Origin of the sequence: Erwinia sp. HR93, assembly GCF_034555055.1 — a bacterium.
Classification (GTDB): domain Bacteria; phylum Pseudomonadota; class Gammaproteobacteria; order Enterobacterales; family Enterobacteriaceae; genus Apirhabdus; species Apirhabdus apintestini.
Map to the genome: position 1 here is coordinate 3570921 of NZ_JAXUDP010000001.1, position 12709 is coordinate 3583629.

The following is a 12709-nucleotide window of genomic DNA, read 5'->3' on the forward strand; positions in this document are numbered from 1 at the left end:
CTACACCTCTTGTTCTCGAAACCCTGAATGAGAAATAAGCTCATCTTCTTCAAAATCGTTCTCTGCTACCTTACCCAATAAATCATACCAAAACATAGGGCTAATGCCGTTTCCCGGGCGCTTGGTTGTAATATTTTCAATACTATAAATATCTCCTTTTTTAATTCCACACTTTGCAACTATCGATTTTCGTGCAACTATTTTATTCTTCCGCTCGGAATTGGTAACAATCTTATTATAACTTCCAAGTGATTTTTCTACAGCACGGATACCTTCACACAATATTTTTAATTCATGTGGTGTAACAGATGCTTTGTGATCTGGCCCTTCAAAATTTTTATCTAATGTGAAATGTTTCTCTATAAAAGTAATACCATAAACTACAGAAGCGATTCCTGCATAATATCCAGGAGAGTGATCAGAAAAACCGATATTATAATCACTATAAATTTCTTTAAAACCAGAAATTGTATTTAAATTTACATCTTCATAAGGAGTGGGATATTCTGTATTACAATGAAGTATAGTAATATCTTGTGGTTTAACTCCATTCTCATGCAAAACTTTGAGCGCAAGATTTATTTCTTCAATAGTGGCCATGCCTGTTGATAAAACAATCTTCTTATTTTCTATAGGTAAACGAGCTATTTTTTCAATATAGGGAAGATTAAGTAATTCTCCTGATGGGATTTTCCATATTTTTTGATTTCTGGTTGCCAGGAAATCTATTGATTCAGAGTCAAAAGGTGTTGAAAATACATCTAAACCAAGCTCTTTAGCATATTCTTCCAATTTAATAAACTCCTCGTATGGGAGTTCAAGCTTTCGAGTCATTTCAAGCTGAGACTCAACATTCCCGGTAACTTTTATTTGATACTCTGCTTTAGGAGCGTACCTGGATATGAGTTTATCAGCCTTAAAAGTCTGAAACTTTACTGCATTTACTCCTGCAATCTTAGCTTCATCTACCATTTGTTTAGCTAATAAGAAATCCCCATTATGATTACATCCTATTTCTGCCACAATATAAACATTATTCATTATTTTTTCTTTCCTTTAATAGTCTTGTTGGAGAACCAGCTACCACTACATTATTGGGAATATTTCTGATGACAACTGAGCCTGAACCTATAATGCTAGAACTACCTATCTTTATCTGTCCATTTACCACGGTACAGCTACCAACAAATGTCTTTTCACCTACTTGTACATCTCCATTTAAGACAACATTTGTTGAGATATTTGAACAATATGATATGTGGTTTCCATGTTCAATTAGTGCACGGGTATTCACAACAACGCCATCTTCTAAATAAGAATCACAATTTACAATCGCCATTTTACCGATATATATGCATGTTCCCAAATTTGCTCTGGCCGAAAGAATTGCTGTTTTATCTATGACATTTATAGTTTCTAATTCCTTCTCTTTTATTTTCGTAAACCATTCATCTCGATGATCGGGATTTCCAATAGCGATAAAGAACTTATAGTCTTCAATAAATTCTAGTTCATCTAAAGATGCGCCCAAAATAGGATAGCCTAAATGGCTTTCTGATTTAATTTTGTCAAGAAAACCAACGATGATATATTCATCATGATCCAAGCTATCCACTACGGCTTTTGCAAATCCTCCAGCACCAATAATGATTAGTTTCTTTTTCATTTCAGCACCATTCTCAACCATTCTTAATTACTCAAAATATTACTGGTACGCTACCGCCCCTGGCTCTACAGCTACCAGTCAACTGATTACATAAACCTTACCAAGTACAATAAAACTACTTAAAGCGATTTTAACTGTAAAAAATTCAATATTTAAAACGAAGAAAACGGCAGTCAGGAGCAAACCTGCTGCCGTATAAACACTATCGATGGCTCTCTATATGTTGTCTAAGCCAACAGCTTCTGAATCCCTTCACGGAACTTCTGTCCTTCTTTAAGATTACGCAATCCGTAGTTCACAAAAGCCTGCATATAGCCCATTTTTTTACCGCAGTCGTAGCTAACTCCGGTCATCAGCATCGCCTCAACCGGCTGTTTTTGATTCAGCGCGGCGATGGCATCCGTTAGCTGCACACGCCCCCAGGCACCAGGCTCAGTGTGCTCCAGTTCCTGCCAGATATCGGCGGAGAGGACATAGCGCCCAACGGCCATGAGATCGGAATTCAATCTTTGTGGTTCATCAGGCTTTTCGATGAAATCCACTACGCGAGCAATTTGCCCTTCATTTTTAAGGGGTTCATCGGTAGTAATAACAGAGTATTCAGAAAGCTCGCCGGGCATCCGTCTGGCTAAAACCTGGCTGCGTCCGTACTCGTTGAAGCGGGCAATCATGGCAGCCAAATTATATCGAAGAGGATCGGCACTGGCATCATCCAGAATAATATCCGGCAAAACTACGACGAAGGGATTATCACCAATGATCGGGCGCGCGCACAAAATTGAGTGTCCTAACCCCAGCGGCTGAGCCTGACGAACATTCATAATAGTCACGCCTGGCGGGCAGATATTCTGCACTTCCGCTAACAGCTGGCGCTTAACCCGCTGCTCCAGCAGTGACTCCAGCTCGTAGGAGGTATCAAAATGGTTTTCAACGACGTTCTTTGAGGAATGAGTAACCAGCACAATTTCTTTAATGCCCGCCGCAACTATCTCATCAACGATGTACTGGATCATCGGCTTATCGACGATAGGCAACATCTCTTTTGGTATTGCCTTGGTCGCGGGCAGCATATGCATCCCCAAACCAGCAACCGGGATAACTGCTTTTAAATTACTCATGTCCACCCCACGCTCAGATTAATCAGTGAATTATAACCTTTAGCCATGCCAATGCCAGTATAACCTGCCAAATATGATTCCCATATTGCTTACTTAAGCAACATAAAGGGGTTCAGGCCATAATACCTGGTGACTTTCAGATTTATTCTATGTATTAAGGGAAATAGCGTTGACTCAATTGAACAACGCTATTTTAGGCAACTGAATTAACAATATTACTCGCTAACAAAAGTAATATTATCTTTCTGAGTTTGCACAAACTCATATTGCAGAGTACGGTCTAATCCTTCAGATAATGTAAATGGTGCACTAAATCCGCTGTTATGTGCCTTCGTGGCATCAAACTGAGTGGTCGCACAAAATTTCCTGACACGTACAGAGCTTATAGCGTACTTTTTCCCAGTGATACGGCTAAGAACATCAAAGCAGAATCCCCCTACCATTCCTAATGCATAGGGAAGATGCACAGATGGGATTTTCTTATTTAAACTTATTTCAACCTGGGCAACTAATTCGTTCATGCTTAAATCAGGTTTATCAATATAATTATAAACTTCATATCCAGCATGGCTATGTGATAATAAATATTTAATAAACGCAACAATATTTCCGACATAAGCCATAGATTTATAATTTGTACCAGCGCCTACCATCGCAAATTTACCGCCGGAGATCTGCTTTAATAAGTTATAAACGTTTCCTCTATTACGCTCACCAAATATAACTGTTGGTCTAATAATCGTTAAAGAACGTTGTTCTGGCTGCTGCTGATACCATTCTCTGAGAACGTCTTCTGCCTGCCATTTACTTTTCCCATAGTGATTAAAAGGATCTACGGGATGGTTTTCATCAGGATTTTCTTTGTTTAAGCCATAAACCGCTACTGAGCTAGTAAAAATGATATTCTTTACGCCATTTTTATTCATAGCCTCAATAACGTTACGCGTGCCCTGGACATTCACATCGTAGTAAAGCGAAACAGGGCTTACGTCATCACGATGCTCTGCCGCCAGCAAAACTACGGTGGTTTGCCCTCTTAAAGCTTCATCTAACTCGCCTTGATTGCGAACATCACCAATCTGAGTAATTTCTGGATAAAAATGGCTTTGCTGTTTATCAAAATTTTTAATTTCAAACTCTGATTTTGCGCTCTCAATCAGGCGCGTCCCAACAAAACCAGACGCCCCTATAAAAATTACCTTATCGTTCATCGCATCGCCATCATATATGTTTGATTTGTAAATTATTACTTTAAAATCAAGGAACTGAGCTCTTAACTAGTTACTTCCTTGTTTTAACGTAAACCTAGCTTCAGTACAATAATTATAAACTTTTGTCATACGATAACCATTGTTATTATCGTCTGACATTCGCTCAAACTACCGATCGTAACTAGAAATTTAATAACTTCAAGGTTAGAGAGACACCACGTTCCCCCCTTGCACCTTCACATACCTCTGCCCAATAGCGTCAATATCCACTGATTTTTGGCCCTTTTCATTGATGGCTGTCACATCCACTAACGATAACAGCGTATCTTCTCGGGCCATAAAATGACCGCGCACATCCTTACGTAAATCAAAATTGAGCTTAAGCGCCGGGCCGCGTTTGGCGAGCTGCCTCACGTGAATATGCCTTAGAAACAGATGCTGCGGTTTATTATGAATCTCAAGGTTGGCGTGCTCCAGGGTAAAGCGCGTCAGTGCCACAAACGACGTTTGATTACCGGAGGCAATCTGGATCCCACGCACGCGATAAGGTAACTTGCGGTTATCCAGCGTCACATTATTAATTCGAAAGTTTTGCGGTATCGACAAATAGCGCCCGCGCGCGGTGCCGTATCCAATCAGCATCCCCGCACTTTTGCTCATTTGCACATTATCGATAGTGAAATTATCACAGCCGTAAATAGCGATAGTGGCGTTATCAATCCCGGCATTTTTGCTGAACATGGGCGTAATATTCTGCGCGCGAATATTGCGGATAATAAAGTGTTTGCCATTTTCGACGTGCACCAACTGGCGGCAGTTGCGCCCGGTAATATTCGCCACAATAAAATTTTTTACCGTCTGCGCGTCAGGATACTGATTGTCATAGGTGCTGCCGGCTAAGCCTATCCCAATCCCCCAATTGGCTTTCCCGTTAGTGCAATTAATATCCTCAATCAGGTGGTCGGAAATCAGGATATTTTTGTCATTGATTGCCACATTCCACTCAATCGCATCGCCCTGCAGGCGCTGAAAATGGCAGTGCGTAATGCGCGCACCGTCAAGCTGATTATGAAACCCCTGCCGCAGGATGGCGTAATTCGCATCGTGCACCCGAAGCTTCTCGACAATCAAATTGCGCATATTGCGCTTTTCTTTGCCGCCAATATAAATCTGAGTAACGGGCGCTTTACCACTCATATCCAGGCCGCGGATCGCACAGTCTGAACCGCGTACGTCCAGCGTCACATTATTAATCCGCCCGCCGTCTTCGCCCGCCACCTGACAACCGTCCTGCAGCACAAAGCGGCCGCGCCCGTTACCGCTAATGCCGCCGCGGATGGTCAGTGTTTTACCTTTGGGAATAACAATCCCCGCGTTGAAATCGTCACACACCCGGTTTTTCGGCACCACCACATGGTCGGCCGCGTTAAAAGCGCGTCTGAATGCCGCAGGCCAGTCGCCGCGGTAAAAATCCCCTACGTCCACCGGCGTCTTTTGCCTCAACGCGTTAGCGCCTGGTGCATAAATCAGCGCCAGTGCGGCAACCCCCGCTGCGCGCCGCAGCAGCGCCCGGCGAGTCAACGCCTTCACCAATAAGGCTTTTTTCATATCAGGCATAACCTCGTCAGTTTAGATGGTCAGTCGGTGCCCATTAATAGCCTCCCGTACCCCGGCCTTGTTGCCCCACTACAGCGCCTGTAATAACCCAGCCAACCGTTGATAAATCTTCTGCTGGTTGAAATCGGTTTCAACTTTCGCACGCGCACGCACGCGCATAGGCTCCAGCGTAGCGGCCTCAAGCTGGCTAAACGCCTGCAGCCGGTCGGCAAGCGCGTGAACATCGCGCTCCGGAACCAGCCAGCCGCTCTGCCCGGCGTCAATCAGCTCGGGGATACCGCTGTGCAGCGTCGAAATGACGGGAATGCCCACCGCCATCGCCTCCATCAGCGCGACGGGGATGCCTTCCATATCCCCATCCTCACCGGTGATAGACGGCAGCAAAAATAGGTCAGCATCATCCAGCATCGCCTTCACTTCGTGATTCGGCTTAAAGCCACACATCACGACATCGTCGTCCAGTTCAAGCTGTTCAATCTGAGTGCGCAGGCGGCGCTCCCAGGGGCCAATGCCTAAGATGTAATATCGAAATTTTACGCCGCGTGCCTTCAGCAACTGGCACGCCTCAATAGCAACATGCAGGCCTTTTTTCTCGGTGAGTCTGGCCACCGAAACCATGGTCAACCGCTCACCCGGTGCCTTTACGGAGCGCAGGCTGAACTTCGCCAAATCTACCCCCATCCGCGACACCGCAATTTTTTGCGGCGGGCAGCCCATTTCTCGCAGCTTTTCAGCCCACAGATTACTGATCGGCAACATCACATCCCCGCGCTGAAATAGTGCGCGATACTCCGGCTTGTAGTGCTGAAGAATATCCCGATGCGAAATATCGATACCGTGAAACACGGTGGCGATTTTACCCTCCAGCACCCCCAGTTCGCGCAGTTTAGTGGCGCTAACGCCGGCCGGCCCAAAATGGGCGATAAATACGGGCGCCCGCAGCGTGCGCGCATGGCGCCCGCAAATAGCCGATAAAATTAAATTGCGCGCCTCATCGCCGTAGCGCACCACGTTCAGCGCACGCCAGGTACGACCGCGCCGCGCGCCGCGCAGCGTATCCCGCACGCGCCCCAGCATCTTTGCCACTTTCCCCTGCGCCTCATCCATGAGCCAGATGGTTTTTTCCCCCAGCCGATACCGCTGATAGACCGCGTGAGTATGAGTAAGATCGCCCTTTTGCAGCGCGACTATCTCCACCTCATAACCCATCTCGATAAACGCAACGATTTGGTTCAGCACAAACGTTTCCGACGCGACCGGGAACTTCAGCAGGAAAAAACCGACCTTCATACCGCCTCCTGTATACGTTCCAGCACCGAGGCCACCATGCGCCTTCCCTGCTCCCGCTCCCGCTGTACCGCCCGGAAAACCCTGTCGCGCAGCGCGGGCAAATCTTCCAGCGCCCGCATGGCGGTATCCTGCAGCGTGCCATCCAGTAGCTGGCGAATATCTACCGCCATTTCCGGCATTCCGAGCTGGCGCATAATACCGGCGGATTTATGTTCATAATTGAGCGCCAGCGCCGGCGTACCGAAGTTCATGGAAATAATCGCAGAGTGCAGCCGCGTGCCTATCGTTAACGCGCAGGCGGCGAAGATTTTCCCCATCTCCAGGTCGTTAAGCTCATCCATCACCACGTGAAAACGCTCCGGCCTGTCGATGTATTTCAACAAACTGAGCGCCACCATACGGTCATCCTTGTTATAGCTGTCGATTCCGGTACAGGTGGACAGCGCCAGCACCTGATAACCTTCGTCAATCAGGCGATTAATAAGTGCGGCGAAGGCCTGTTCATAGGTGCGCTGAGTGGTGCCTAACCGTTTGTCAAAGGGCGCCAGTTCGCGCAGGGTCACCGCCACGGTTTTCTCGCGTGCGGCAATGGTTAGCCAGTAATTCACTGCATAACTGGCGATAAACTCCCCCTCTCGCAGAGCCACTAACCAGGCGGTATCCACACCGTGTTCCACCCGGCTAACATCAATTTGGGCGTCACGCATCATCTCCAGGCTCACTGACTCACGCAGGATAAGCGCGCGGCTGCGGCGAAAAACCGCATTCGCCAGTTGATTAAACTGCGCATTCTGAAACGGTCCGACGCTGTGTCCCACCATATAAACGGGCTTACCGGCCATAAAGCTGCACAGCGCGTGCTCAAACTGCGGCGCGCCGTATAAATCCACAAAGAAAGAGCCGCCGACCTGAATAACGGCGTCATACTCCCCCAGCGCGGCCGCAAATTCAGTGAATCCTTTCGGCAACGAAACCTGACGCAATGTGCCCTCACCGCACGCGTGCGACAGCAAAACGCGATGCTGATAGCGCCGGCGCAGCACCTTTTTCACGCGCCCCAGCGCGCCCTGAGCGCCATTGTGGCGCCGCATTTGCAAATACAGAGGATCGGCCAGCACGCTGCGCCCCAGTAGCCACGCCGAACTTACCGGGTACCGGCTCATCACATCGAGCCTAATATCCGGACGCTGGAGGCTAATCGCATCAATAAGGCCGCGCAAAATAGCGCTATCGCCCCGGTTGCCGCAGGTATGATTGCCTAAAATCAGTATCTTCATTAACACCTCTATAATCGGAGTCCCGCTCGCCGGCGCTGCAAAATTCGCTTAGCGCACCGGCGTCATCCGGCGCGCAGCAGCGTTTTCAGACGCTCGCTGCGGCAAAATTGACGTTTAATTTCCACCACCAGTGCATTGCGCGAGAGCGCCAGCGAAAGCGCGAACGCCAGCGCGCCGCCCGCCACCTGCAGCGCCAGCAGCGCGCCCAGCGGCAGGCTATCGCCGAGCGCCAGGCCCAGCCCATAGCTAATAACAAGAGTGGGGATCGAAAGATAAAACGGCAGCCACAGGCTTAAGATGTAATCGCGATAGCTGCTGCCCAGCACCGGTTTAATCATGATGAAATAGCTCAATACCGTATTGAGCAGTTGCACCGCGAGAAAACCCACGGTGACGCCCAACGCGCCGCCGTACCAGCCGCCGAAAACAATGGCCGGGATAAACAGAAAAACCTTAAACACATTGAATTTAAAGCTGATATCGACGCGTGCCTTAGCCATCAATAGCGAGCCAATAGGGTTACCCACCGCGCGCAGTAGCCCCACCACGCACAGCAATTGCAAAATCGGGATAATAAAATTCCATTTTGCGCCGAACACCAGCGGAACCGCGTGGTTGGCGACCACCATCAGCCCCAGCAGCACCGGAAAATTCATCAACCCTACGGCCGACAGCAGCTTATAAAAATTGACCCGCAGCCGAGCGGTATCATCCTGAATTTTGGCAAAGGCGGGGAACAGCACGCGGGTCACGATCGGGTTCAGCTTCATCGGCGGCACCACCGCCACATTCCACGCCAGTTGATACCCCCCGGCCGCGGTGGCGCCGAGGATCCGCGCCAGCGTCAGCGTCGAAAGATTGGTATTAATGTAATTGAGAATGTTATCGGCGGTCAGCCACGCCCCGAAGCGCAGATCAGGAGCAACCGGCGCCAGAGAAAAGTGCAGCCCCGGACGATAAATTTTCCGCCCCAAATAGCCAAACAGCAGCGTGCGTACCGCGCTATTGACCAGGTAACCTACAATTGCGGTCAGCGCGAGAGGCCATATATATGCCCCAATAACGGTAACCAAAAATCCCGCCAGCGCCGCCATCGTTTCAACCATGCCGATGTGGCTAAATGCCAGCTCCTTTTGCAACAGCGCGCGATACTGCTGCCCGTGCGGAATAATAATAAACGCCAGCGCCAGCAGTTTGATTAACGGCACCAGCTGCGGATTATGCAACAGCCCGGCGATAGGGCCGCTCAGCGCCACCAGCGCCAGACACACCGCTACGCCCAGCCCAACATTCAGCCAGTAGAGCGTGGTCAGCGTCTGCGGTGAAATAGACTGACGCTGGATAATCGAATTAGCGATGCCAAAATCTGACAGCGTATCCGCCAGCGCGATAATCACCAGCGACACCGTCAGCAGGCCAAACTGGTGGCCGTCGATAAGGCGCGCCAGTATCGTCATCTGCGCCAGCCCCAGTCCAATGATAGTCAGCGTCGAAATAGCGGACCATTTTGCGCCGCTCAGGGTTTTTTCTCTTAAACTCATAGGATGACCCTTAATAGGCGGCTTTACTGACGAAACCTTTAAAAATGGTCAGGAACACTATCCTGATATCAAACCACAGACTCCATTCACGAATGTATTCCAAATCAAATTCAACCCGCTTCGCCATCTTATCCAGGGTATCCGTCTCACCGCGCCAGCCGTTGATCTGCGCCCAGCCGGTGATCCCAGGCTTCACCTTATGGCGCAGCATGTATCCCTCAATCAACGCGCGATACTGTTCGTTGTGCGCCACGGCGTGCGGGCGCGGCCCGACAATCGACATGCCGCCCATCAGCACATTAATAAACTGAGGCAGTTCATCCAGCGAGGTGCGGCGTAAGAAATTACCCGTGCGGGTCACGCGCGGATCGTTTTGCGTAGCCTGCGTCACCACGGCGTCATTTTCCATCACCCGCATCGAGCGAAACTTCCATACCGTGATAGGTTTGCCGTCCATTCCGTAGCGGGTCTGGCGGAAAATAATCGGCCCGGGGGAGCTTAACTTCACCGCCAGCGCAATAGCGCACAGCACCGGGGAGATCAGCAGCAGAATAAGCGACGCCAGCACCACATCTTCAATACGCTTTAGCAGGCGGTTTATCCCACTAAGCGGCGTATCAAATAGCGGCACCACCGGCACCCCGTTCACCTCCACGGTACGCGAATGCAGAATATTGAAGGTAAAGACATCGGGAATAAGCATCACAGAACAGGTGGTATCCGACAGGTCGCGCACCAGCTTTTTAATGTGCGTTTCATCGCGCATCGCCATCGCGATATATACGTTATGCACTCTGCCAGCGCGCGCGTCCGCCACTAATTGCGTCAGGTTACCGGCCCACTGGGCGGGCACGCCCTCTTGCTGCGGCTCGTGATAAATGCCGGCCACTTCCAGCCCCAGCCACGGCGCCTGGCGAAAACTGTCCGCCAGCGCCACGCCCACGGGCTGCGCGCCGGCGATAGCCACACGCCGCGTATTGTAGCCGCGATCGCGCAGCCAGCTTGCCCCAAGCCGAATACCTGCCCGGCACAGAATCAAGCCCAAACTTGAAAACCCATACCACGCCAGCCAGACGCGAAAAGACATAATGAAATTCGGCGTGAACGCCAGCAGCCCCGCGCTAAACACCAGGCTCAGCGTCCAGTTTTGCAGCAACAGCAGCAGTTCGGTCGCCATTTTCACCCCGCGCCAGGAGCGGTAAAAATCGGTGATCCCGCCAATCATCTGGAACACCACCAGCGTCACCAGCGCCATTAATAAATGCATATAAAAGAAAGGCAGCGCGGCGGCCCTGCATATCAGCCACAGCCCGACAAACATAATGGTAATGTCAGAAAAACGCTGCACCATTGAAATCAACGATGCATTCGTTTTTGGCAGCTCGCGCTTTTTTAAATTCGTCATCGTTTTACCTTTATACGCCTCGGGCATGATGTAAACGGCGTAGCCCTGTCTCTCCTTTCCCTGATTTCTTCGCTGCGCTGCGGCGCCCGTTACTCAGGCGCAGCCCCTGCATTCAGCGCGGCGCGTCCAGCAGCGCCATTAACTCACGGGTTCGTACTTCCATCAGAGTGCGATTGCCGCGCGACTCCACGTTCAGGCGCACCACCGGTTCAGTGTTGGAACAGCGCAAATTAAAACGCCAGTCGCCAAACGCCATGCTCAGACCGTCGGTTTCATCCACCTGATTCGCCACCCCGGCATAGCGGGCGCGCACCCGTGCGATAGCGGCATCCGGTTCGGGCAGGGTGCGGTTAATCTCGCCGCTGGCCGGGAACGCGTGGATACGCTCCCACACCGCGGCGCTGAGCGACTGACCTTTACGACACAGCAGCTCCGTTACCAACAGCCACGGGATCATGCCGCTATCGCAGTAGGCGAAGTCGCGAAAATAGTGGTGGGCGCTCATTTCTCCGCCGTACACCGCGTCCTCTTCGCGCATGCGCTCTTTAATAAACGCATGCCCGGTTTTTGACATCACCGGCGTCCCCCCCGCCCGCGTCACGACGTCCACCGTATTCCAGGACAAGCGCGGGTCGTGAATGATGCGCGCGCCGGGCTGTTTTTCGAGAAACGCCTCAGCCAGCAGCCCGACAATGTAATACCCCTCGACAAACTCCCCGCGCTCGTCGAATAAAAAGCAGCGGTCAAAATCCCCGTCAAAGGCAATGCCCATATCCGCGCCGTGCTCAATCACCGCCCTGCGGGTATCTTCACGGCATTCCGGAAGCAGCGGGTTAGGAATACCGTGTGGGAAATGGCCGTCCGGCGCGTTATGCACCTTAATCAAGGTCAACGGGAGTTTTAGCGCCGCGATGCGCGCCGCTATGGCATCGATAACCGGCCCGGCCGCGCCGTTACCGGCGTTAATTACCAGCTTTCGCGGCGTGAAATTGGCGCTATCCACATAGGTGAACAGGTGATCGAGATAAGCGTCGCGCGCATTGATCGTTCGCCACGCGCCCCGCCGCAGCGGGGCAACCGGCGGGAAATCGTTATTTTCCGCCAGCCGCTGGATCTCACGCAGGCCGGTATCACCGCTCACGGGGCGCGCGCCGGCGCGCACCAGCTTCATGCCGTTGTAGTCCATGGGATTATGGCTGGCGGTGACTTCAATACCGCCGTCAACGCCCAGATGCCAGGTGGCGAAATAAACCTCTTCAGTGCCGACAAGCCCCATATCCAGAACATCAACGCCGGCATCCCGCAGCCCTTCACCCAGCGCGCGCTTTAACGCTTCGCTGCTCAGGCGCACATCGCCACCCAGCACCACACTGCGCGGTTTCAGGTATTCGCCATAGGCGCGTCCGATACGACGCGCAATCTCTTCGTTTAATTCACAGCCCAGTTTGCCGCGGATATCGTAGGCTTTAAAACAGGTCAGCTTGGTCATCGTTATCCCTTTTTCAGGCAACAGTCAGCCCTTCTTCCCTGCCGGGAAAAATACGCTGCGGTAGTAAATGGTTTGTTCTGCGGCAGCCCGCCGCG

Annotated in this window: 10 protein-coding genes; all 10 read right to left on the bottom strand. The window is 50.7% G+C overall.

Annotated elements, in window-relative coordinates; all coding sequences use genetic code 11:
* Positions 1–1041, bottom strand: coding sequence for an N-acetylneuraminate synthase (gene neuB / locus SFA31_RS16705; protein ID WP_322838991.1), 1041 nt, complete (start codon positions 1039–1041; stop codon positions 1–3).
* Positions 1034–1666 carry a NeuD/PglB/VioB family sugar acetyltransferase gene (locus tag SFA31_RS16710; RefSeq protein ID WP_322838992.1) on the bottom strand — a complete coding sequence of 211 codons (633 nt, stop codon included), beginning with the start codon at positions 1664–1666 and terminating at the stop codon, positions 1034–1036. Before SFA31_RS16710 ends, neuB begins: the two co-directional genes overlap by 8 nt.
* Before the next feature lie 227 nt (positions 1667–1893).
* The gene (gene galF, locus SFA31_RS16715) at positions 1894–2784 is read right to left on the bottom strand and encodes a UTP--glucose-1-phosphate uridylyltransferase GalF (RefSeq protein ID WP_322838993.1); all 891 of its coding nucleotides are present in this window, start codon (positions 2782–2784) and stop codon (positions 1894–1896) included.
* A gap of 215 nt (positions 2785–2999) precedes the next feature.
* Positions 3000–3995, bottom strand: coding sequence for an NAD-dependent epimerase/dehydratase family protein (locus SFA31_RS16720; protein ID WP_322838994.1), 996 nt, complete (start codon positions 3993–3995; stop codon positions 3000–3002).
* A 204-nt stretch (positions 3996–4199) separates the two neighbouring features.
* Positions 4200–5588 carry a colanic acid biosynthesis protein WcaM gene (gene wcaM, locus SFA31_RS16725; RefSeq protein WP_416208361.1) on the bottom strand — a complete coding sequence of 463 codons (1389 nt, stop codon included), beginning with the start codon at positions 5586–5588 and terminating at the stop codon, positions 4200–4202.
* A gap of 93 nt (positions 5589–5681) precedes the next feature.
* Complete coding sequence (gene wcaL, locus SFA31_RS16730; RefSeq protein ID WP_322838996.1) at positions 5682–6902, bottom strand: colanic acid biosynthesis glycosyltransferase WcaL; 1221 nt, start codon at positions 6900–6902, stop codon at positions 5682–5684.
* Positions 6899–8179 carry a colanic acid biosynthesis pyruvyl transferase WcaK gene (gene wcaK / locus SFA31_RS16735; RefSeq protein WP_322838997.1) on the bottom strand — a complete coding sequence of 427 codons (1281 nt, stop codon included), beginning with the start codon at positions 8177–8179 and terminating at the stop codon, positions 6899–6901. The genes wcaL and wcaK overlap by 4 nt, the downstream gene beginning before the upstream one ends.
* 62 nt (positions 8180–8241) lie before the next feature.
* The gene (locus SFA31_RS16740) at positions 8242–9720 is read right to left on the bottom strand and encodes an MOP flippase family protein (RefSeq protein WP_322838998.1); all 1479 of its coding nucleotides are present in this window, start codon (positions 9718–9720) and stop codon (positions 8242–8244) included.
* A gap of 10 nt (positions 9721–9730) precedes the next feature.
* The gene (gene wcaJ, locus SFA31_RS16745) at positions 9731–11125 is read right to left on the bottom strand and encodes an undecaprenyl-phosphate glucose phosphotransferase (protein ID WP_322838999.1); all 1395 of its coding nucleotides are present in this window, start codon (positions 11123–11125) and stop codon (positions 9731–9733) included.
* 112 nt (positions 11126–11237) lie between these two features.
* Positions 11238–12614 carry a phosphomannomutase CpsG gene (gene cpsG / locus SFA31_RS16750; protein ID WP_322839000.1) on the bottom strand — a complete coding sequence of 459 codons (1377 nt, stop codon included), beginning with the start codon at positions 12612–12614 and terminating at the stop codon, positions 11238–11240.
* Between the last annotated feature and the right edge of the window lie 95 nt (positions 12615–12709).

Coding starts and splice junctions, on each gene's coding strand:
- wcaJ (WP_322838999.1), bottom strand. CDS start 11,125: ATGACGAATTTAAAAAAGCGCGAGCTGCCAAAAACGAATGCATCGTTG.
- SFA31_RS16710 (WP_322838992.1), bottom strand. CDS start 1,666: ATGAAAAAGAAACTAATCATTATTGGTGCTGGAGGATTTGCAAAAGCC.
- SFA31_RS16740 (WP_322838998.1), bottom strand. CDS start 9,720: ATGAGTTTAAGAGAAAAAACCCTGAGCGGCGCAAAATGGTCCGCTATT.
- wcaK (WP_322838997.1), bottom strand. CDS start 8,179: ATGAAGATACTGATTTTAGGCAATCATACCTGCGGCAACCGGGGCGAT.
- neuB (WP_322838991.1), bottom strand. CDS start 1,041: ATGAATAATGTTTATATTGTGGCAGAAATAGGATGTAATCATAATGGG.
- cpsG (WP_322839000.1), bottom strand. CDS start 12,614: ATGACCAAGCTGACCTGTTTTAAAGCCTACGATATCCGCGGCAAACTG.
- SFA31_RS16720 (WP_322838994.1), bottom strand. CDS start 3,995: ATGAACGATAAGGTAATTTTTATAGGGGCGTCTGGTTTTGTTGGGACG.
- galF (WP_322838993.1), bottom strand. CDS start 2,784: ATGAGTAATTTAAAAGCAGTTATCCCGGTTGCTGGTTTGGGGATGCAT.
- wcaL (WP_322838996.1), bottom strand. CDS start 6,902: ATGAAGGTCGGTTTTTTCCTGCTGAAGTTCCCGGTCGCGTCGGAAACG.